The organism is Methylomonas sp. EFPC1, from assembly GCF_016925515.1.
Taxonomy (GTDB): Bacteria; Pseudomonadota; Gammaproteobacteria; order Methylococcales; family Methylomonadaceae; genus Methylomonas; species Methylomonas defluvii.
This window is the reverse complement of sequence record NZ_CP070494.1, coordinates 4,903,024-4,923,651: the sequence shown is the minus strand read 5'-3', so window position 1 is coordinate 4,923,651 and position 20,628 is coordinate 4,903,024. Positions and strand designations below refer to the sequence as shown.

The following is a 20,628-nucleotide window of genomic DNA, read 5'->3' as shown; positions in this document are numbered from 1 at the left end:
CGGCATTCAAGAAGGGGCTTAGAAAGGCCTTGCATGATACCACAGTGACCGCTTAGGGCTTGACTCTGTGGACGTTATCAGAAAAGAATGACGGCCGCATGGATTACCCTCATTACTACACATGATTTCGGGCAAACTTTATATTATTTCCGCACCATCCGGGGCAGGCAAAACCAGTCTTGTTAAACAACTGATTGCCGAGATGGACGATCTGGCCGTGTCGGTATCCCACACGACGCGAGCTATGCGCAGTGGCGAACAGGATGGCGTCGATTACTTCTTTGTTTCGGTCGAGACTTTTAAAGCCATGATCGAGCGGCAAGCTTTTTTAGAGCATGCGCAAGTGTTCGACAACTTTTATGGCACAGCACAACAGACCGTAGAAGATAATCTGGCTAAAGGGCTGGATGTGATCTTGGAAATCGATTGGCAAGGCGCTCAGCAAGTCAGAAGGATGTTGCCGGAAAGCCTGTCGATTTTCATCCTGCCGCCGTCTATCGAGGTATTGAGCCAGCGTTTGCAAAATCGCGGTCAGGATAATCCTGAAGTGATTGCCCGGCGCATGCGCGATGCGGTGACGGAAATGAGCCATTATCCGGAGTACGATTATTTGATCGTTAACGACGATTTCAGTCTGGCGTTGCAGCAATTAAAAAGCATTGTGACCGCAAACCGCTTAACCCAAAATCAACAACAAAAAACCTTGGCAGCATTGCTGCAAGATTTACTTAACTAATAGAACTAACAACACTTATGAAAACTAGAAAAACGTCTTATCTGTTTGCCACGCTGATTGTTTCGGCGTTGACCCTTGCCGGCTGCTCCAGTGATGAAGCGGAAACACCCAAAGCCAGTGCCCCGTCTGCAAGTAAAAAAGCTGTCCATCGCGTGGATAGCGGCGAAGCGACCGAACCCGAGAAACGTCAATTCGAAAAAGAGTTTTCAGCCAAATGCGTCGCGCGGGAACTGAAAAACTCGAATAACAAAGACGTCGACGAAAAACGCTTCCAAGAAAGCTGCGACTGTATCGCCGAACACATCATGAAAGATCTATCGGAAATTGATGCCGAGAAATACCTGGAAGACCACGAAGACACCCACACCTTGCAGATCAAATTCGATGCTGCGGCGTATTTCTGTTTGCAAAACAAACCGCAGCCGAAAGGCCCGCATTTGTTTGGCAAACCGCAATAACGATGTAGGTTGGGTTTGCCCGAAAGGGCATAAAAGGCGTTAGCCGTAACCCAACACGTCGGCCTTAAATGTTGGGTTACCCTCTATCGAGCTTATTCAGGGTAAACCCAACCTACCGATTTATCCAATCTTTCATTCCCCCAATGACCCAATCTTCCGAATTATTTTCTCAAGCCAAACAATACATTCCCGGCGGCGTCAACTCGCCGGTGCGTTCCTTCAGCGGTGTTGGCGGCACGCCGGTATATTTCGATCGCGCAGCCGGCGCTTATGTTTACGACAGCGAAGGCAAGCGTTACATCGATTATGTCGGTTCCTGGGGACCAATGATTTTGGGACACGCACATCCGGCCGTAATCGACGCGGTTAAACACAGCGCCGAAAAAGGTTTGAGTTTTGGTGCGCCCACCGAAATCGAAACGCTGATGGCGCAAACAGTTTGTGAACTGCTGCCGTCGATAGACATGGTGCGGATGGTCAGCTCCGGTACCGAAGCCACCATGAGCGCATTGCGCCTGGCGCGCGGTTATACCGGCCGCGACAAGATCGTTAAATTCGAAGGCTGCTACCACGGCCATTCTGATTCCTTGTTGGTCAAAGCCGGTTCCGGTGCGTTGACCTTTGGTGTACCCAGTTCACCCGGCGTGCCGGCCTCCGTCGCTGCCGACACCCTAACCCTGACTTACAATGACAGCGATGCGGTGCGCAGCACCTTCGCCGAACTGGGCGACAAAATCGCCTGCATCATCGTCGAACCGGTAGCCGGCAACATGAACTGCATTCCGCCCGAGCCGGGATTTCTGCAAACTTTGCGCGAGGTTTGCGATCAATACGGCAGCGTGTTGATTTTTGATGAAGTAATGACCGGCTTCCGCGTTGGTTTGCAAGGCGCGCAAGGCCTGTACGGCGTTAAACCGGATTTGACCACACTGGGTAAAATCATCGGCGGCGGCCTGCCGGTCGGCGCTTTCGGAGGCAGCCGCAAAATCATGGAATATCTGGCGCCGCTGGGCCCTGTTTATCAAGCCGGCACCTTGTCCGGCTGCCCGGTGGCGATGGCCGCCGGCTTGAAAACCCTGGAACTGATCAATCAGCCCGGCTTCTATAACGCCCTGACCGCTAAAACCGCAACCCTGCTGCAAGGCCTGCAAGCAGCCTCCGATCAGGCCGGCATCGCCTTCACCACTAACCAGGTTGGCGGTATGTTTGGATTGTTCTTTAGCAATGAAAAATTGGTTAGCCGTTTTTCCCAAGTCATGGCTTGCGATGTTGATCGCTTTAAACGATTTTTTCATGGGATGTTGGACAAAGGCTTTTACCTGGCTCCATCGGCTTTTGAAGCTGGGTTTGTTTCTGCTGCGCATTCGGATGAAGATTTGCAGGCAACGGTAGATGCGGCGGCGGAGGTGTTTAAGTGCTTGTTGGATTGAATGTAGCGTATGTTCAAACCCCTGAAAACTCATTGAATTCTGGTACACTGACAGGCAAATTGAAAGGGGATATGCAATGGCTAGTGTGACTTTTGATACTCACAAATTTGCGCGTAAGTTGAAAGAAGCCGGTTTTGACGAAAAACAGGCGGAGGCTGTATCGGAAGCTTTTCGCGACTCCCAAACCGAAGCCGATCCGCTCACCAAAAAGGATTTGCAAATCGAGCTAGCGCCGGTCAAATCGGATTTATTGATCGTCAAATGGATGCTCGGCTTGGTATTTGCCGCCGAAGTCATGCCGCTGCTTGCCAAGCTTTTGGCTTGAATAGCCTAACATCGTTCGTGCGGTATACACGCTGCTAATAGCACCACGGACCGACGCATACCAAGGAGGATTTGCAGGCGGCGGCGGAGGTGTTTAAAGCGTTGTGAGATTGTGGTGTCCGAGTAATGTATGAAAACCTTTAAATTACTTGTTAGGCTTATGTATCACTATAATCCCTACATCTATTTCGCTGTAATTGTTACCTTAACTCTTATTGGCTGCTCTCGTGAGTTTGAATATGGCGTGGTAAGTGGGCCACTTCAGATCCCCGCGAACACACGGGTGTCAATCAAAAACCCAGAACATATAAGAACCCCGAACGATTATGATTCTGTTTGCGTGCTTCCAGCTGAGCCATATGTGGTTGCGGACGCAGTATTCGGTCCAAATGGGGTGGTACCGCCGAAATTTGTCGGCCCCAATGGAGCGGCGTTCTCACCGAAAATCTTTGTTAGGAATGCTTCAGGTATAGAGGATCCTTTACCAAGCATTTCCATAGCTGTTACCAATAACGGAACTTGGCTTTGTTTTAGGTCATTGGACAACAATCAAAAATTACACTTACCGTATACTGAGATAGCACTAGAAAGCTCTGAGGCTATGTATATCAAGTCAATTCAATGGGATAGCACTGAAATATCGTTCTAACCGAAGGCATGTAAAGCTATTATTTTTGTGCGGTTACGCTCCGCTAACCGCACCTACCAAACCTTGTTTTTTCTGACATAGCGAATAGCTGAGTGGCTAGCATCATTCATAGCCGTAGCCCAATAACGACTTTCATCCTATAATGGTACGGAACTTCCGTACAGGAGAAAGCCATTATGGAAACTGTCAGCGTCAATCAATTTCGGGACAATTTAAAAAGCTACGTCGAGCAAGTGGTCGATAATCACGAGCCGCTGAAAGTCACCCGCCGAGCTGGAGAAGCGTTTGTGGTTATCAGCGCCGACGATTGGGAACGGGAGCAGGAAACGCTTTATGTGCTGCAAAACGCCAACCTGATGGCACAAATCGCTGCTTCCGCCGCCACACACACTCAACAGCAAGGCTACCGACCAAGCGAAGAGCAATTCATTGAGATCGCTGGCATTTGAAGGTAACACTTGGGTTGTCTACGAAGCGCTGAGAGACAAAGACAAAGTTTTACACAAAGCGCTTTGCAAACTGTTCAAGGAAATGCTGCGCGGTGATCCCGCAACTGGTTTGGGCAAACCGGAACCCTTACGTCACAATCTTTCCGGACTTTGGTCCAAGCGAATTTCGCATAAAGACCGGCTGATTTATAAGTTCGACGATAACTGCATTTATATTTTTGCTATCGGCGGACATTACGACCAACATTGAAAGTCAGTATCTGAGCGTCGCCATCGCTCGGCGGTACAATTTTGATTTTCGCCATTCCCACCCGCTAATCCCAAGCCTACAATCTCTCCTGATAACTCAAAGCAGGCTTTCCCAGCTTTGAAAACCAACGATTTGTGCTCTCTGGCCAAATCGTATATTCCGTGTCTAACTGATTTGGACGAAATAGATGAATAAGCAGCCAACCCACTTGCCAACTCCAAAGAAACAGGGTTATAGCCTAATCCTGATTAACTCAGCCAAGTATAAGATTTCTGGTCGGATACTACTTTACGTTGCTTGTCTACTTGTCGGGTTTTCCAATATAAGCCACGCCGATTTTGTTACCCATCCGCTAACCGACGCACCGTCTCCAAAGCCATCGGAACCGGCAACACCGGCCGCGCCGGAAACCACTGATACCGGCCAGCCTAACCAGGCCGAGATTGACTTTAACGAGCAGTTTGGCGAAAAGAAACTGGGTACCTGCAGCATGACCTACAAGATGGAGGGCTTTTCGCTGGCTTATAAGCAATACGACGGTACTGGCGAAATCACCTGCCGTAATGGCCAAAAGGCAGCGGTAAAGCTGTCCTCAAAAAGCATAGGTTTTACGATTGGCTATTCGGTTATTGAAGGCGAAGGCCATTTCACCGATGTGAAATATATCAGCGAAATTTTTGGCGATTACATTTCGCTGGGTAATCACTTTGGTATTAAAAACTCGGTGGATAGGCAAGTATTGACCCGTGGCGAAATTTCCCTGGTGTTGATGGGTAAAGGCAAGGGCTTTGACATTGGTTTTACGATTGGGGATTTGTCGATCAAGCCGCGGTAAACCGTCTGCTTGATTTATTAAGAGGATTTCGATGGAAACAGAAATAGGGATGGCACTGGCGGCAATACCGTTGGCGGCTTTGCTTGGTTACCTGACTTGCGCCTGGCTGAGCGGTAAGCGGCAGCGCGAATTGCAAAGTCAGTTAGAGCATCAGCAACAGCAAGTCCAGCAACAAGCCGTTAAATTGGCCGTGGCGGAAGAGCGGGTTTTGCTGTTGGCGCAAAAAGAATCCGAGTTGCAGTTGCTACAGCAACAATTGTTGGAGTTGAAAACCGAAAACGCGGATCTCAACGCGCGTCAGCAAGAACAACACAAAAGCAACGCCGAGAAAATCCGCCTACTGCAAGATGCGGAAAATCAGTTAAAAACCCAGTTCGAGAATCTGGCGCATAAGATCTTCGAAGAACGCGGCAAGCAATTTACCGAACACAATAAAGTCAGTATCGAAAGTTTGGTTGCACCACTTAAGCAACAACTCGGTGAATTCAAAAGCCGCGTCGAAAGCGTTTACGATAACGAAACCAAAGACCGCATTTCCTTACGCGAGGAAATCGTCTCGCTACGCCGCGATACCGCGAAGATGAATCAGGACGCGCTGAACCTAACTCGCGCCTTGAAAGGCGATCATAAAACCCAGGGTAATTGGGGGGAGATGATCCTAGAAAAAGTCTTGGAACAATCCGGTTTACGCAAAGGTATCGAATACGAAACCCAAGGCGCGTTTCGCGATGAAGACAACCGCCTGTTCAAACCGGATGTCATCGTCCGCTTACCGGAAAACAAGGATGTCATCATCGATTCCAAAGTTTCATTGGTGGCCTACGAGCGCTATTGCTCGGCGGAAGACGATAATCAACGTATCGAAGCCTTGAAACAACACACCGAAGCCGTGCGCAATCACATCAAGGGTTTGAGCGACAAGGATTATTCCAGCCTGAAAGGCCTGCGCTCCTTGGATTTCGTGTTGCTATTCATGCCCATCGAAGCCGCCTTTATGGCAGCTTTCCAGGCAGACGAAAAATTGTTTAACGATGCTTTCGAGCACAAAATCGTCGTCGTCACCCCGACTACCTTGTTGGCGACTTTGCGCACCGTGCAAAACATCTGGCGATACGAACAACAAAACGAAAACGCCCGCTTGATCGCCGATAAAGCCGGCAGCCTGTACGACAAGATCAGAGGTTTTGTCGAAGACATTGAAAAACTGGGTAACCAACTCAGCACGGTACAAAAAACCTACGACGGCATCGTCAACAAGCTCAGTAGCGGTAGCGGCAATTTGCTGCGTCAAGCTAGCGCCTTAGAAGAATTGGGAGTCAAAGTTAAGAAAAAGCTGCCTAAAAGCCTAACCGAACAACTATCCGCAGAAGATTGATGTTTCTTGGGGGCTTAATGGCCAGAATCTGGGCGCAATAATAGTAATAACTTTATAAAGATCTTAAAATTATTATTACTATTAGCTGTAAAAAATCTGTGGAAAACCATATTTATATTTTTTAATTCAATACCTTATTAAAAAATAAGGCTGTTATGCATCGGCTATTGTGCTTGTTCACAGCTTGGGGATAACCAAAAATTAGGTTTTCTTTGGCTACTTATCCACAAATTTATAGCTATTTAAACAACAGGTTTTCAACAGCTGTTGCAAACTATAGGAAAAATGCAATTGGGATGGGCCGTCAGACTTGTGTAGGAGATTGAACTAACACTCGGAAAAAGGGAAAATCCCTGGGCAGCCCTAGTGTTGCAGGCTTAAATAAAAAAGGCACAGGCTTATCAGCCCGTGCCCATGTCTTTTTGAATGGGATCTCTCCACCAGCCTTAATCGGTGGGTGAAGAGATTTGAGCGGTCGTTTATTTCAAGCCACTTTCGAAGGAAGGCAATGGAGCCGATTTGCCAAACCGGCCAACGGCAGGCAAAGTGCGATTTTCATCCACACCCAGAGCTGGGTCCAATTGATTACCATCCGTTACGAAAAACTCGTTACCGACATGGCCATGCGGAATGGTCAGTGATGGGTGGTCGAAAGGTGCGCGTTCATAACTGACTCGGGGATCCGTGAAAGTTTTCATGAATGCCACCAAATCCGCTTGTTCTTGCGGTGTTAAACCCAGCGGTTTGACATCCGGATGTTTTTGCGGATTATCAAAGTTGCCGCCTTGGTTGTAAAAGGACACCACTTGTTCCAGCGTTGATAAGCTACCGTTATGCATGTACGGTCCCGTAAATTCCACATTACGCAACGTCGGTACTTTAAAGCCGCCATCTACCACAGCTGTGTTTTGAGCGCGTCGCGCCGGCGAATTATCTGCGCACAGGCCGTTATCTTGGTCAAACTTACAAGGTTCAACACCAAAGCTGTCGACGAACTGACTTTGCACATACTGGCGTGACAAAGACAGCGTATTACCGAAAGGATCCAAACCGCCACCGCCAATATCGTAATCCGTTGGAACGACGCCTATGTTGTAAAAGCCTTTATCGTAAATCGCAACCTGGTTGTTTTTCATCAACATGCCTTCGATGACATTGTCACTGGTTTGCAAGTTGGTAGCGTTGGACATCGTTGGCCCTTTATGACAAGCATTGCATTCCCCCTTACCGTTGAATATCGCTTCACCGTTACGTTCGGCTGTGGTGGGGATGTACAAGCTGCGTTTCCATTTGTCGAAGCGGCTGTCATCGGATATCAATGTTTCTTGATAGAGCTGTAAGGCAATACCAAAATACATCGAGAAATTGGCTTCCATTTGATTGTAAGCCGCGTTAGGCGCCACCCCTGTATTGGGCGTACCGCATTGGCTGCCGCAATCACCGTTCCAGTAAGCGGGTGCAAAGGCTTTTTGGATCAGGGTGCTATAGGTTCCATTGGCACCCAACAGTGTAGGTAAAGCAGACAACACGCTGTCATCAGCCGCTATCGATTGGAACTGCAAGGGCTTTCTATTCAAAAGCTTACGCCCGACGTCGGCAAATTTACGCGCCCGACAAGCCATTTCAAAATCACTACCGACCGGGCCCACCGCTTGAGACGCCAAAGAGGCGTTTATCAATTTCAGCGGTTTTTTGACGATTTTGACCGGTGGCGTGTAGGTCACGACCAGTCTTGGCCGTTGTGATGTGGTGGCTGCTTGGGCGCTGGCTATAGTCCAGTTATCAGCGTCTGTTGAGCCCGTGTTAATCACCCAGCCGTAATTGGGCGCACCATTGGACCAAGCTTGAAGTGATGAAGCCAAGTTGTCGAAACTTTGGTTTCCTGAACCGCCTGCGGACAAGCGGAACAATTGGGTGCTGCTGGCTTCCACATTGTTGGTAGAAATACCACTGGCGAGCGAATTCCAGGTCGAAGTATCGCTCCAGGGCACCAACATTTGATTAATTCCGACGTAATCCAGACCATCGGTTTTGGTCACAAACACCTTCAGCGACGCGCTTTCGATTTTCGAACCGGGAGGAATTTGTCCTGGACCGTTCCCAAACAAGCCGTCGAAACGAATCAGAATGTTTTTCTGATTGGGAGAGCCATCGTCAACTAACAGGGAAGTAGCGGTCGCATACGCTGTATTCCTGAAGCTGGCGTCGAGATAGGTGTCGACAGTGCCGCTGAAATTGTTTGTGCCCTGTTGGAAATCCACGTTCCGGGTTAGGTTATCGTTGATGTAAACACCTGCGGCAACGTCGCGCGCACCGAATGGCGACACACCGTTGAACTCATTGTTGGCTCGACCATCCCAGAAGTTACGGTAGTTATAAGCGGCATTGATCACGGTTGGTGAGTTTCGCGGCTCGACATTCCGGGTACCCACGCCATTGACATGGAAGATGGGGGAAACATCGCGGTCGCAATCCTCGTTATTGCTGTCAGCAATTGTCGAGAAGAATTGACCCGAGAAGGTACCTGAGGAGGTCACCGTGTCGTCATTGGCAGGGTCAAAGGGAAAGTCGGCTTTAGTCAGGGTGTAATTTGGACCACCGAGCGCGCCAGACAAAGTGGGTTCAAAGGTAGTGCCTGTTGCTGCAGCATGGGTTAAGCCGGGCGAAAGCTGGTTTTTTACCCGGTTATCACCGCCAGCGTGAAAGTGGCAACTGGCGCAAGCCATTTGATCACTACCAACACCTTGCTCCCAGAACAACGCTTTACCCAGAGCAATCGCGGCCGATTTATCGACAACAATAGGGGTGACAATGTCGGTTCGGGTTTTTTCATTGCCAAATAGGCCGGGTGTGGCCGGCGGTAAGATGCCGGTCAAGGCTTCAGGGGTATTGGGATCCCCTGAAATCGTAGTTTCCAGCGAAACGTCATCTAGGAAGGTGCCGATGCCATCAGACGTGCCAGTGGCTTCAAAACTTAATGTAGCTTCGCCGGTTGGGCCGCTATACAAAAACAGGAACTGCCACTCCGTCCAGTTGCTAGTACCTACAACAGAAAAATAACCGCTGTTAAAGTTGGGTGCTGTCACTGCGGCACGCAAACCGCCTCCCAACTGGAAAAGGCTTCTTGAGCGGCTGTGAAACCGCAGACGATAATGTTGGCCGTTGACCAATTTAACTTTGGTGGACATGCTGGAATTGGCCCACGTATCCAATTCGACAAAATGTCTGCCGCTGTGTGCGTTGACACCAGAGGCACCATTTGTCAGCAATTCCAGATTATTGTCGCCTGCAGTCCAAACCCGGGTTTTGGGGAAATACTGATAGGCACTATTGGGCATTTGGTCTTGAATGAAGCCGTTCGGCGAACCGGCAGTCTGTTCCAGTGTGGTGCGCTCGAAATCGTCGGAAAAAAACACCACGGCCTGAGTGGCGGGGAAATAGCACGTCGATAAAATGATCGCCAAAACTGAAAGAGCATTTATTTTGGTTCTCGGGGGTGCCGATTGCTGGTCGACAAGCGGCAACTGGGTACAATTGCTTTGATTCATATCATTTAGTTAGGAAGTTGAAAAATTGAATGTTGAGCGGTTCCAGAATGGTCAGCTCGGATTGAGAACAGCAATAAATATACCGATAGGACAAATTTTCTTATCAGTTAAGATGTTAACTAGCAATTGGACCAAGGTATTTTTTCAACTGTAAAAAAATCAGACAATGCCTACGATTTATGTAGGGAAGTTCTGATTAGATAGCTATCCTGGATTTTAAGAAACATTGAATAAGTTGAGTTAGCTAATGACTCCTCAAAGAGTATGTGGGGTTCGACAAGCTTGCGGCAAGTGCTGTCGATTTGCTTTAACGCTTATGTAATTGCAGTCGATCACGAGCAGAATCAAAAATTTCTGTTTCTAAACGGGTAAACGGTAGATGTAAGTTCTATCCTCGATAAGTTGGTCGCATGAGATTAAACTTGTCGTTTCGACGATAGCTGAGCGGAGGCTTCCCACATGAATCTAAACAATGCTGATGTTTTCAGTCAGCTACATATCGACATCGCCCGCAATTCCACCGACGATTTCAATCTGTTCCACGATAGCCGGAAGTGGCAGAACATCAACGGTAATCCGTTTAATGGCCCGATTACCTTGGGGTTTCAGCTGGAGTCCTTGATCGAAGGCAAGATTGCCGACTATCGCCGGCAACATGACGAAGAAAAATTGCTGGCCGAACAGGGCTTGAACTTCAGCAATTACCAGTTTGCCTTTGCCAATGCCATTAAGCCGAACCAGGCGATTGAAGTGGATATTAAAGACTCGGTATTTAAAAAAGAACCGTCGCCAAGCTTGAGCAATCGGATTATCGTCAAGGCCGACGGCAAACTGGCCCTGACCGGCTATAAAAAAGAAACTGCTGAACCGCTGTTTTTAGATCAGCCGGATTTGTCTCGGGTCGGCGAATTAAAAATCCAGCCTGACCGTTGTTTTTTGAGCAATGGTTTTTTTCTCAAACGCAAGTTCATGATGACCAGCAATGCCAAGAATTTTCTGTGTGCATCGCTGCGTGATCAAACCCAGTATTTCGACGAGCTACAGGATAAGGTGATTTTCCCGGAGATGTTTCCGTGCGCATTGCTGTCCAGTGCTTTGCTGGAAAAGGCCTTGAAATGGCTGCACGATTTCGAGCGTAACCCCATGGTCTATACTTCGCACAAAATTTCCATCGACAGACGCTGTTTGTCGCAGCTTAAAAGTAACGACGCGGTGCATATTTTGATCAAACCCGCAGCGGATTGTGCCGCGCACGATTTCGGCGATTTGAACGCCACACCCTTGGATTACGAATGTTACGGCCTAGTCAACAATCACAACGCCTTGTTGTTTAGAGCATTGATTTCGCTGGTGCCGCTGGAGTTAATCCGCAAGGCCATGGCATAAATAACTCTGGATGCAGCTAGTGCCATTTTTTAGGGGATAAAATGAAATATTTGTTGTTGACGTTGCCGCTATTGCTGGCCGCTTGCGAAAAACCAGCGCCCACGGCATCAGCGCCCAGACCGGCTTTAGTGGTGACAGTAGGCGAACAAACCACAGCCGCTCCTATCATATTGATAGGCGAAATTCGCTCCCGCTACGAAAGTGCTCAAGGTTTTCGCATCAACGGCAAAATTATCGAACGCAATGTCGATACAGGCGCAGTGGTGACGAAAGGTCAGCTGTTGGCCAAACTGGATAGTATGGATACCGGTTTATCCACCCAAGCGGCGCAGGCGGAAGTCCGGGCGGCGGAAGCCGATCTGGCCTTGGCCCAAGCCGAGCTGGACAGACAACGCCAATTACACGCCAGCAAATTCATTTCCAACCAGGCTTTGGATATTCAGGAAGCGCAATTCAAGGCGGCGGCGGCCAGGGTAAAGCAAACCCGCGCGCAAGCGGCGGTAACCGGCAATCAGTCGCGCTACACGCAGTTACTGGCGGAGCGGGATGGCGTGGTTACCCGCATTCAGGCCGAACCAGGCCAAGTGGTTGCCGCCGGCGAGCCTATTGTTCGTATCGCCGTGCCGGAAAATAAAGAAGTCGAAATAGCCGTTCCCGAGTCGCGCATGCTGGGCATCGCTGTCGATGTGCCGGCGGAAATCAGATTGTGGGCCAACCCCACTACCGTATATCAAGGTAAAGTCCGGGAAGTGGCACCGGCGGCCGATAATCTCACACGTACTTTTCAAGTACGTGTGGTTTTGCTGGATGCCGACGATTCGGTGCGTTTGGGCATGACGGCCGGCGTTCGCTTTTATCATCAGGACACCAAGGATTTTTTATTACCCACCACAGCGCTCACTCAGCGCGATGGTCAATCCGTCGTCTGGGTGGTGAATCCGGCGAACGGTGAAGTTCAGCCTAGAACCGTTCAGGCTGGCGCGTTTCGCGAAGATGGCGTGTTGATTGCCGGCGGTATCCAAAAAGGCGAACAAGTCGTGGTGGCTGGGGTGCAAACTTTGATACCCGGCCAGAAAGTTAGGGCAACGCCGCTGCGGAGCCAACCATGAAATCGGGCTTCAATCTCTCCGAGTGGGCTTTGCGGCACCCGGCATTGGTGTTATATGCCATGTTGATGCTGACCTTGGTGGGCATGCTTTCGTATACCAGGCTGGGCCAGTCTGAAGATCCGCCGTTCACTTTCAAAGTGATGGTTATCCGCACCGGTTGGCCCGGTGCCAGCGCGCAGGAAGTGGAACAACAAGTCACCGATAAACTGGAGAAAAAACTCCAGGAAGTACCCTGGCTGGACAATTTACGCAGCTATTCCAGACCGGGCGAATCCTTAATTTTTCTGTCGGCCAAGGACTCCACACCAGCGGCGCAAGTCCCGGACATTTTTTATCAGGTTCGCAAAAAAATCGGCGATATTGCTTACACCCTGCCGGCTGGTGTTGAAGGGCCGACGTTCAACGATGAGTTTGGGGATGTATACGGAAACTTGTATGCCTTGACCGGCGACGGTTACGACTATGCGGAACTGAAACGCCACTCGGAAACCTTGCGCGCCGAACTGCTCAGAGTGAACGATGTCGCCAAGGTCGATTTTTTCGGCGAGCAGAAACAACGCATTTACGTCGAATTGTCCAATGCCAAATTAGCGACCATCGGCATCGACGTTGCCACCTTGCTCCGCACCTTGCAAGCGCAAAATCTGGTGACGGGCAGCGGTAGTTTCGATTCTGAAAACGAGCATATTCGGATTGCGGTAACCGGTCGTTACGATAGATTGGAAGAACTGCGGGATGTACGTTTTCGCGCCAATAACAACGAATTTCGGTTGGGCGATGTCGCCAAAGTCAGCCGCGGCTTTGAAGATCCCCCCAAGGACCGGGTGCGTTATAAAGGTCATGACGCGCTGTTGATCGGCGTGGCGATGCGTGCTGGCGGCGATATCATCAAGCTGGGCCGCGATTTGGACCAGGCCGTAGTAACTACCCAAGCTCAATTGCCGGTGGGTTTGGAATTGCATACTGTGTCTTCGCAGCCGAAAGCGGTGCAGCGCTCGGTTAACGAGTTTGCCAAATCGCTGACAGAAGCGGTCGTCATAGTGCTGGGCGTTAGCTTGCTGTCGTTGGGTTTACGCACCGGCATCGTGGTCGCGATCACGATTCCGGTGGTGTTGGCGGTTACCTTCTGGCTGATGCATCTGTTTGGCGTTGGCTTGCACAAAATTTCTCTGGGTGCGTTGATTTTGGCTTTGGGCTTGTTGGTGGACGATGCCATTATTGCGGTGGAAATGATGGCGTCTAAGATGGAACAGGGTTGGGATAGAACCCGTGCTGCCGCATTTGCCTATACAACCACCGCGATGCCGATGCTGAGCGGCACATTGGTAACGGCTGCCGGCTTTTTGCCGATTGCCACGGCGGCGTCTTCTACCGGCGAATACACCCGCTCGATCTTTCAAGTGGTGGTCATCGCCTTGTTGGTCTCCTGGTTTGCGGCGGTAGTGTTTGTACCGTATTTGGGACATCGCTTATTGCCTGACTTGAGCAAGGGACAAGAGCAAGCGTCGAGCTGGGTGCGGATTTGGGCCAAGTTGCGGAACAAACCACATGCCGAACAGCCCAAGAACCACGCCCACGAGCTTTATCAAACGCCGTTTTATCTGCGCTTCCGAAAACTGGTGGCCGCTTGCGTTATCCACCGTTGGCTGGTGATTGTTTTAACCATAGGCATGTTTATTACCGCGATCTTCGGTTTTAAGTTTGTCCAGCAACAGTTTTTTCCGGATTCCACTCGGCCGGAGTTAATCGTCGATTTGCGTTTGGCTGAGGGTGTGTCGTATGCCGCCACCGAAGCCGATGTGAAAAAACTGGAGGCCTGGCTGGATGAGCAAAGCGGCATCGATAATTACGTGGCTTATGTCGGCAACGGCAGTCCGCGCTTTTATTTGCCTTTGGATCAGCAACTACCGCAACGCAGCTTTGCGCAGTTTGTGGTGTTGACCAATGGCCCAGCGGAACGAGAACAACTGCGCGATAAACTCATCCATTTGTTTGAACAGGATTTTCCGGATATGCGCGGCAGCGTATTACGTTTGGAGAACGGCCCGCCGGTAGGTTTTCCCGTGCAATTCAGAGTCTCCGGGCCGGATTTATCAACGCTACGCACGATTGCTCGCCAGGTGGCGGATGTGATGCGCGCCAACCCTTATCCGTCCAACGTGCAGTTGGATTGGGAAGAGCCGGTGAAAGTCGTGCGCGTGAATGTTGACCAATCGAAAGCCAGACTGCTGGGGATTAGTTCCAGTGATATTGCCAATATTGTCAACGGTGCGCTACAAGGCTTGTATGTGACCGAATTTCGTGAAGGCATCGAGCGCATCGACTTATTGGTGCGTGGCGCCGAAATCGAACGTAAGCATTTATCGCGTCTGCAAAATTTGATGATACCGATCCCCGGCGGACGCAGTGTGCCCCTGTCGCAAGTCGCGGAACTGGAATACGGTTTTGAGGAAGGTTTGATTTGGCGGCGTAATCGCATTCCTACCGTCACGGTGCGCGCGAATTTGTATGGCAATATGCAGGCGCCGATGGTGTCGGCTCAGATAGAAGAACAACTGGTCGACATAAAGCGGCAATTACCGCCCGGCTACCGCCTGGAGACCGGCGGCGCGGTGGAAGAATCGGCCAAAGGCGGCGATTCGGTCGCGGCCGGTATGCCTTTGTTCTTTCTGACGGTCTTGACTGTGCTGATGATCCAGTTGCAAAGTTTTTCGCGGATGGCCTTGGTGTTATTAACAGCGCCGCTGGGACTAATCGGCGTGACCTTGTTTTTGTTGATTTTTCAACAACCGTTCGGTTTTGTGGCGATGTTGGGTACCATCGCACTTTCCGGCATGATCATGCGCAACTCGGTAATTCTGGTCGATCAAATCGATCAGGATAAGCAGGCCGGGCGTTCGGATTTTGATGCGATTGTCGATTCGACGGTGCGCCGGTTTCGCCCCATCGTATTGACCGCGGCGGCGGCAATATTGGCTATGATTCCCCTCACCCACAGCGCGTTTTTCGGCCCGATGGCGGTGGCGATTATGGGAGGTTTGACCGTCGCGACTGCGTTGACGCTGCTGTTTTTGCCGGCTTTATATGCAGCTTGGTTCAGAATCGCGGTTTAATTTTTAAGCTTTAGAAACCGGTGTTTTCGGGTGGGTGAAATTCAGGTTTCGAATGCCCCGGTATGAACTGGAGAAAAGCATTACAGGAACGACCGATTAATGGCTGGTCAATGAGTTGATCTTTCCAGTTGCCTTTTACATCTGCACTGGCATATCGGCAAAACTCAGTTTTGAAAATATCGATCATTTCAGTAAAGCAGTGACCATTTTATTTTGGTTATAAGCAACGTTGTAAACCGCTTATTCAAACGCGGTGATTACCTCGCTTTCCAACTTGCCGGCTTCCATCCAGGCGCTTACAGCCGGGCAAGCCAGCACCCAGTCCACATAGGCCTGCGCCTCTTTATTGGTTGCCAGTTGATAGCTGTGAAATCGCAAGGCGACGGGGGCGAACATCGCATCGACTATCGTAAAACGGCCGAATAACCACGGACCGTCGTGGCGGTGCAGTTGCCGGTAGTGTTGCCAAATTTCACCGATACGTTCGATGTCCGGATGTACTGCTTCCGGCAAGGGTTTGGCTGAGGGTGTTCGCTTGCAATTCATCCCGCAATAGGTTCGCAGCGCCGTAAATCCGGAATGCATTTCGGCAGCCAAGGAGCGGGCCGCAGCGCGTTCGGCAAAATCCTCCGGCCAGCCTTGGGTTTGCGGAAAGCGTTCCGCCAGATATTCCAATATTGCCAGCGAATCCCAAACCTTAAGCTCACCATCCAGCAAAACCGGTACCTTACCGGTCGGCGAGTATTGCAGCAGCTTGTCTTTCGAATCCTCTCGATACAGCGGGATGCGGATTTCCGTGAAGTCGATGTCGTGATATTTCAAAAACAACCAAGGCCGTAGCGACCACGATGAATAATTTTTGTTACCGATGACTAAGGACAGACTCATAAACGAAAACTCCTTTGCAGATTATGGATCGAGAATTTATTAAATCGGATATCGTCGTCCCAGAGAATGTGGACCCAGGGAAATGAGAAGCCCTGTTCCACTCTCGAAGGCTTGATAGCGAAGAACGCCTTTAGGTATCAGCGCATCATTCTCGCCGTTTTATAATAAATAACCGCATAGAGCAATGCCATTTTGTAATGGATTTTTAGTTGGGTTCTACGGCTGTGCTATTCAACGGATAGAATCAGCGGCAAATCTTGGTTTAACAACAGTCCTCACCGATGTCTTCAAACCAAATCTTTGGCGATTGAGCAATAAAACGGCTCATCAACTCGATGCAGACGGGGTCGTTCAATTCCACAATCTTGACGCCGGCTTCTCTTAGCCAGTCCAGATGCCCGGAAAAGTTGCTTGATTCGCCGACAACCACCGTGCCGATATTGAATTGCCGAATTAATCCCGAGCAATACCAGCACGGTGCCAAGGTGGTGACCAAAATTTTGTCGCGGTAACTGGTCTGCCGGCCGGCATTGCGGAAGGCATCGGTTTCGCCGTGCACAGACGGATCGTTATCTTGCACGCGGCGGTTGCGGCCCCGGCCCAGCAAGGTGCCATCAGCATCGAACAAGGCCGCGCCGACCGGCACGCCGCCTTCGTCAAAACCGGCTTTTGCTTCGGCAAACGCCACGGCGAGCATCTCCTGATAGTTCATCGCAACTCCTAAAATCAATTGGGGTATGTTTGAAAATCCGTTCTACAAAGGCTGGGTAGATGAGTATGGGGTTAAGTCGAGTTTTAGGTCTCCAAAAACCTCTTTTAAAAAGGGGGTGGGGAGATTTTCCAAACCTAAGCGCCTCGATTCGCTATTGCCAATAAGCCAACGCAATCCCCACAAATACCGCCAGACCGAACCAGTTATTGTTCAAAAAGGCCTTGAAACAACTGGGTTTATCGAAATGAAAAATCAATTTTTGCTGGTAAACCGCCAGACCGCTGGCGATCAACAGACCGGCGTAATAGGGCCAACTGAGCTGTTGCATTATGCCCACTGTAAGCAACAAGCCGATAATCACAACTTGTAGACCTGCGGTAATTTCCCGCACCCGTTTGCCGAACAAAATGGCCGTGGATTTCACGCCGATTTTCAAATCATCGTCGATGTCCACCATCGCATACATCGTGTCGTAGACCAGCGCCCACAGCAGCACCGCTAGATACAGAATCCAGCCTACCAAAGGTATTTCATTGGTTTGCGCGGCAAACGCCATCGGCACAGCAAACCCAAACGCCGCGCCCAGATAAGCCTGCGGCAAATGGGTAAAGCGCTTCATGAACGGATAACTGGCCGCCAGAAACGCGCCGATGAAGGACAAACCGATGGTGTACCAATTCAGCAGCAACACCAAACCAAAGGCAGTGAGACACAGCACCGCAAATACAATCAACGCTTCCTTAGGGCTGACTTTGCCCGCCGCGATAGGCCTTAGTTTGCAGCGATCAACATGCGGATCGAAATCCTTGTCGGCGTAATCGTTAATCACGCAACCGGCAGCGCGCATCAACACCACCCCCGCCACGAATACGGTCAGCACCAAACCGTCCGGCCTACCGTCACCGGCAATCCACAAGGCCCATAATGTCGGCCACAGCAGAATGAAAATGCCGATGGGTTTATCGAAGCGGGCCAGGAGCCAGTATTGGTGGAGGCAGTCTTTTAGGTTAATCATTCGAAAAGCAATTCTTTTGGGAGAGCGATTGTCTGTTATTGAAGTTCGCGGCAAATTCAGGAAGATTGTTCCCAATCCCGCTGAGCTAGGGCAGATAAAGATTCTACAGACTCGTTCGGCCAGAGTTGTTTTTGCCACTGTGTGTAATCGAATTTGTCGCGCTTAATCAGCATGATAAACCGCTCGGCATCAACCATGCCTAAGGTTGAAAAAATCGATTCGAATCCGCTATGGATGATTTCGGCGTCAGTTTTCATGAGTTGCCTTCAGCACATGATTTATTGATGTCGCGACACTTCTTAAGTTTCCAATCGTATTTTGCCCGTTGCATATTGATGTACCAGCGAAGAAATTAGCGTTTGATACGGGATACCAACATCTTGAGCCCGGTTTTTAATTAATGTCACATCGCCCAAACTAAGGCGAATAGTGACGTTTTTTGATTTTGATAGATATTCTTTAGCGGCCTGTTTTGCCAAAGCAATTTCTTCATCGGCATTGATGCTACGTACCAATTGGTCATTTTCCAATGCGTTTAATATCGACATCTCTTCATCATCGAACATGGCTTTACCCTTTGTAACGTTTTTTGGCTTTGCGACTTGGAATGATGGTTTTAAGAAAGATGCCGTCTTCGTTCCGCAAAAATGGCACCAAATACACATAATCAAGCGCTTCAACGACATAAATTTTTTGTTGCGGATAGCGTATTTGATCGGGATGCTCAAATACATCGAGTATTTTTCCTGCATTGATTGCCGCGATAATCTCCTCAAAGCCGATGCCTCGACTTTGCTTGAGCAATTCATTTTTCTCTTGCCCAAATGAAATCATAGAACGCCAGTCTTATACATACATTGTATTGACGGCATGGCCTAGTTGCCAGTTTTATCTCTAATCGTCTGAATAATCGAAGTCGTCGAATGCCCCTCAATAAACGACAAGATCTTCACCTCGCCGCCATTCGCCAATACACTTTCGTGGCCGGCGATGCTGGTAATGTCGGTATAGTCGCCGCCTTTAACCAGGATGTCCGGTAGTAATTGGTCGATGACTTCCTTGGGGGTGTCTTGCTCAAATTCCACGACCCAATCCACGCATTCCAGTGCGGCCAGCATTTCCATGCGGTGGTCTAGTTTGTTGACCGGGCGTTCCGGGCCTTTTAAGCGTTGCACGGATGCGTCGCTGTTCACCAATACCACCAAGCGGTCGCCCAGGGTTTTGGCTTGTTGCAGGTAGCGGACGTGGCCGGGATGCAGGATGTCGAAGCAGCCGTTGGTGGCGACGATTTTTTCGCCGTTTTGTTTGGCGGCGGCGCGCTCGGCCAATAATTCGGGCAAGCTGCAGACGCCTTTGTGGTTGGCGCGCGGACCTTGCAAGGCGGCATGCAATTCGTCGGTATTGACGGTGGCGGTACCCATTTTGCCGACGACGATGCCGGCCCCGATGTTGGCGAGTTGCGTGGCTTCGGCCAGCGGTTTTTTTGCGGCCAGGCTGGCGGCTAATACGGAGATGACCGTGTCGCCGGCACCGGTGACGTCGAACACCTCGCGGGCATGCGTTGGCAGATGTAACGGTTCTTCGTCCTTGCTGAGTAAGGTCATGCCGTTTTCGCCGCGCGTGACCAATAGCGCTTGTAATTCCAGTTCGGCCAGCAAATTTACGCCGCGTTCGACGATTTGTTGTTGATCGGCGCAGCGGCCCACTACCGCTTCAAATTCGCTGAGGTTGGGCGTGATCAGCGTGGCTTGCTGGTAAATCGAAAAATCGCTGCCTTTCGGATCGACTAACACCGGTTTGTTCAACTGCTTCGCCAATTTAATAAATTGTTGTACCTGGTTTAGAGTGCCTTTGCCGTAATCGGACAGCACAATGACTTGCGATTGCATCATCTCGGCATGGTATAGATGCAGTAACGCATCGCTATCGACATTGTTAAAACCGTCTTCAAAATCCAGCCGGATCAACTGCTGGTGCCGGCTCATCACCCGCAATTTAGTAATGGTCGGATAACCCGGCACCGCTTGAAACAGGCATAAAACCTTGGCCTGTTGCAGCAAAGCTTTCAACGCCGTCGCCGCTTCGTCTTCGCCGGTAAAACCCAGCAGCGATACTTTTGCACCCAGTGCGGCGATATTCAAAGCCACGTTACCGGCGCCGCCTGCCCGTTGTTCGTCTTGTTTGACGTGCACCACCGGCACCGGCGCTTCCGGGGAAATCCGTGAAGTGGCGCCGTGCCAGTAACGGTCCAGCATCAGGTCGCCGACCACCAGCACGCGGGCGGTTGAATAGTTGGGTAATTGCATGGCTTTGGGGGCTTATCCGTGATTCGAAGGGTGCTATTATAGCCG

20 protein-coding genes are annotated in these 20,628 nt (G+C 50.2%); 12 read left to right on the top strand and 8 right to left on the bottom strand.

Annotated elements, in window-relative coordinates; translation table 11 throughout:
* The first annotated feature begins 121 nt into the window (after window positions 1-121).
* The 9 genes from gmk (at window position 122) to JWZ98_RS22625 (ending at window position 6,506) form a co-directional block, all read left to right on the top strand.
* Complete coding sequence (gene gmk / locus JWZ98_RS22665) at window positions 122-736, top strand: guanylate kinase (protein ID WP_205452397.1); 615 nt, start codon at window positions 122-124, stop codon at window positions 734-736.
* A 17-nt stretch (window positions 737-753) separates the two neighbouring features.
* Window positions 754-1,194 (top strand): hypothetical protein, encoded by a 441-nt coding sequence (locus tag JWZ98_RS22660; RefSeq protein WP_033157632.1) that lies wholly within the window; start codon window positions 754-756, stop codon window positions 1,192-1,194.
* Window positions 1,195-1,337: 143 nt separating this feature from the next.
* Window positions 1,338-2,624: a glutamate-1-semialdehyde 2,1-aminomutase gene (gene hemL / locus JWZ98_RS22655; protein WP_205452395.1), complete on the top strand. Its 1,287-nt coding sequence runs from the start codon at window positions 1,338-1,340 to the stop codon at window positions 2,622-2,624.
* A gap of 76 nt (window positions 2,625-2,700) precedes the next feature.
* Window positions 2,701-2,949, top strand: coding sequence for a DUF1640 domain-containing protein (locus JWZ98_RS22650; RefSeq protein WP_205452393.1), 249 nt, complete (start codon window positions 2,701-2,703; stop codon window positions 2,947-2,949).
* 129 nt (window positions 2,950-3,078) lie between these two features.
* Entirely contained in the window at window positions 3,079-3,597 is a 519-nt protein-coding gene (locus tag JWZ98_RS22645; protein WP_205452391.1) for a hypothetical protein, read from the top strand.
* A gap of 176 nt (window positions 3,598-3,773) precedes the next feature.
* On the top strand, window positions 3,774-4,046 hold the full coding sequence (locus tag JWZ98_RS22640; protein ID WP_171697037.1) for a type II toxin-antitoxin system Phd/YefM family antitoxin: 273 nt from the start codon (window positions 3,774-3,776) through the stop codon (window positions 4,044-4,046).
* A complete protein-coding gene (locus tag JWZ98_RS22635) occupies window positions 4,027-4,296 on the top strand; it encodes a Txe/YoeB family addiction module toxin (RefSeq protein WP_171697036.1) in 270 nt (89 codons plus the stop codon). Before JWZ98_RS22640 ends, JWZ98_RS22635 begins: the two co-directional genes overlap by 20 nt.
* Before the next feature lie 187 nt (window positions 4,297-4,483).
* A complete protein-coding gene (locus JWZ98_RS22630; RefSeq protein WP_171697035.1) occupies window positions 4,484-5,131 on the top strand; it encodes a hypothetical protein in 648 nt (215 codons plus the stop codon).
* A gap of 31 nt (window positions 5,132-5,162) precedes the next feature.
* Window positions 5,163-6,506 (top strand): DNA recombination protein RmuC, encoded by a 1,344-nt coding sequence (locus tag JWZ98_RS22625; RefSeq protein ID WP_240348147.1) that lies wholly within the window; start codon window positions 5,163-5,165, stop codon window positions 6,504-6,506.
* A 479-nt stretch (window positions 6,507-6,985) separates the two neighbouring features.
* On the opposite strand, the gene JWZ98_RS22620 is transcribed toward JWZ98_RS22625, so the two are convergent.
* Window positions 6,986-9,970, bottom strand: coding sequence for a cytochrome c peroxidase (locus JWZ98_RS22620; RefSeq protein ID WP_205452389.1), 2,985 nt, complete (start codon window positions 9,968-9,970; stop codon window positions 6,986-6,988).
* Window positions 9,971-10,513: 543 nt separating this feature from the next.
* Here JWZ98_RS22620 and JWZ98_RS22615 point away from each other — a divergent pair.
* The 3 genes from JWZ98_RS22615 to JWZ98_RS22605 are packed head-to-tail and all read left to right on the top strand — an operon-like array spanning window position 10,514 to window position 15,662.
* Entirely contained in the window at window positions 10,514-11,440 is a 927-nt protein-coding gene (locus JWZ98_RS22615; RefSeq protein WP_205452380.1) for a hypothetical protein, read from the top strand.
* Between the two features lie 41 nt (window positions 11,441-11,481).
* Window positions 11,482-12,549, top strand: coding sequence for an efflux RND transporter periplasmic adaptor subunit (locus JWZ98_RS22610; RefSeq protein ID WP_205452378.1), 1,068 nt, complete (start codon window positions 11,482-11,484; stop codon window positions 12,547-12,549).
* The gene (locus tag JWZ98_RS22605; protein ID WP_205452376.1) at window positions 12,546-15,662 is read left to right on the top strand and encodes an efflux RND transporter permease subunit; all 3,117 of its coding nucleotides are present in this window, start codon (window positions 12,546-12,548) and stop codon (window positions 15,660-15,662) included. The genes JWZ98_RS22610 and JWZ98_RS22605 overlap by 4 nt, the downstream gene beginning before the upstream one ends.
* A gap of 240 nt (window positions 15,663-15,902) precedes the next feature.
* Here JWZ98_RS22605 and JWZ98_RS22600 read toward each other — a convergent pair whose 3' ends face one another.
* The 7 genes from JWZ98_RS22600 to hldE form a co-directional block, all read right to left on the bottom strand.
* Window positions 15,903-16,550 (bottom strand): glutathione S-transferase family protein, encoded by a 648-nt coding sequence (locus JWZ98_RS22600; RefSeq protein ID WP_205452366.1) that lies wholly within the window; start codon window positions 16,548-16,550, stop codon window positions 15,903-15,905.
* A gap of 262 nt (window positions 16,551-16,812) precedes the next feature.
* Window positions 16,813-17,262 carry a nucleoside deaminase gene (locus tag JWZ98_RS22595; RefSeq protein ID WP_205452364.1) on the bottom strand — a complete coding sequence of 150 codons (450 nt, stop codon included), beginning with the start codon at window positions 17,260-17,262 and terminating at the stop codon, window positions 16,813-16,815.
* Between the two features lie 151 nt (window positions 17,263-17,413).
* Complete coding sequence (ubiA, locus tag JWZ98_RS22590) at window positions 17,414-18,277, bottom strand: 4-hydroxybenzoate octaprenyltransferase (protein WP_205452362.1); 864 nt, start codon at window positions 18,275-18,277, stop codon at window positions 17,414-17,416.
* A 56-nt stretch (window positions 18,278-18,333) separates the two neighbouring features.
* The gene (locus tag JWZ98_RS22585; protein ID WP_205452360.1) at window positions 18,334-18,534 is read right to left on the bottom strand and encodes a hypothetical protein; all 201 of its coding nucleotides are present in this window, start codon (window positions 18,532-18,534) and stop codon (window positions 18,334-18,336) included.
* 42 nt (window positions 18,535-18,576) lie between these two features.
* Window positions 18,577-18,843, bottom strand: coding sequence for a hypothetical protein (locus JWZ98_RS22580; protein ID WP_171697025.1), 267 nt, complete (start codon window positions 18,841-18,843; stop codon window positions 18,577-18,579).
* A gap of 4 nt (window positions 18,844-18,847) precedes the next feature.
* Window positions 18,848-19,111, bottom strand: coding sequence for a DUF4258 domain-containing protein (locus JWZ98_RS22575; RefSeq protein ID WP_171697024.1), 264 nt, complete (start codon window positions 19,109-19,111; stop codon window positions 18,848-18,850).
* A gap of 41 nt (window positions 19,112-19,152) precedes the next feature.
* Window positions 19,153-20,583, bottom strand: a complete 1,431-nt coding sequence (hldE, locus tag JWZ98_RS22570) for a bifunctional D-glycero-beta-D-manno-heptose-7-phosphate kinase/D-glycero-beta-D-manno-heptose 1-phosphate adenylyltransferase HldE (RefSeq protein WP_205452358.1) — start codon at window positions 20,581-20,583, stop codon at window positions 19,153-19,155.
* Between the last annotated feature and the right edge of the window lie 45 nt (window positions 20,584-20,628).

Bases quoted from the DNA above. Each gene is read 5' to 3' on its own strand.
- gmk (WP_205452397.1), top strand. From the start codon at position 122: ATGATTTCGGGCAAACTTTATATTATTTCCGCACCATCCGGGGCAGGC.
- JWZ98_RS22660 (WP_033157632.1), top strand. From the start codon at position 754: ATGAAAACTAGAAAAACGTCTTATCTGTTTGCCACGCTGATTGTTTCG.
- hemL (WP_205452395.1), top strand. From the start codon at position 1,338: ATGACCCAATCTTCCGAATTATTTTCTCAAGCCAAACAATACATTCCC.
- JWZ98_RS22650 (WP_205452393.1), top strand. From the start codon at position 2,701: ATGGCTAGTGTGACTTTTGATACTCACAAATTTGCGCGTAAGTTGAAA.
- JWZ98_RS22645 (WP_205452391.1), top strand. From the start codon at position 3,079: ATGAAAACCTTTAAATTACTTGTTAGGCTTATGTATCACTATAATCCC.
- JWZ98_RS22640 (WP_171697037.1), top strand. From the start codon at position 3,774: ATGGAAACTGTCAGCGTCAATCAATTTCGGGACAATTTAAAAAGCTAC.
- JWZ98_RS22630 (WP_171697035.1), top strand. From the start codon at position 4,484: ATGAATAAGCAGCCAACCCACTTGCCAACTCCAAAGAAACAGGGTTAT.
- JWZ98_RS22625 (WP_240348147.1), top strand. From the start codon at position 5,163: ATGGAAACAGAAATAGGGATGGCACTGGCGGCAATACCGTTGGCGGCT.
- JWZ98_RS22615 (WP_205452380.1), top strand. From the start codon at position 10,514: ATGAATCTAAACAATGCTGATGTTTTCAGTCAGCTACATATCGACATC.
- JWZ98_RS22610 (WP_205452378.1), top strand. From the start codon at position 11,482: ATGAAATATTTGTTGTTGACGTTGCCGCTATTGCTGGCCGCTTGCGAA.
- JWZ98_RS22605 (WP_205452376.1), top strand. From the start codon at position 12,546: ATGAAATCGGGCTTCAATCTCTCCGAGTGGGCTTTGCGGCACCCGGCA.
- JWZ98_RS22600 (WP_205452366.1), bottom strand. From the start codon at position 16,550: ATGAGTCTGTCCTTAGTCATCGGTAACAAAAATTATTCATCGTGGTCG.
- JWZ98_RS22595 (WP_205452364.1), bottom strand. From the start codon at position 17,262: ATGAACTATCAGGAGATGCTCGCCGTGGCGTTTGCCGAAGCAAAAGCC.
- ubiA (WP_205452362.1), bottom strand. From the start codon at position 18,277: ATGATTAACCTAAAAGACTGCCTCCACCAATACTGGCTCCTGGCCCGC.
- JWZ98_RS22585 (WP_205452360.1), bottom strand. From the start codon at position 18,534: ATGAAAACTGACGCCGAAATCATCCATAGCGGATTCGAATCGATTTTT.
- JWZ98_RS22580 (WP_171697025.1), bottom strand. From the start codon at position 18,843: ATGTTCGATGATGAAGAGATGTCGATATTAAACGCATTGGAAAATGAC.
- JWZ98_RS22575 (WP_171697024.1), bottom strand. From the start codon at position 19,111: ATGATTTCATTTGGGCAAGAGAAAAATGAATTGCTCAAGCAAAGTCGA.
- hldE (WP_205452358.1), bottom strand. From the start codon at position 20,583: ATGCAATTACCCAACTATTCAACCGCCCGCGTGCTGGTGGTCGGCGAC.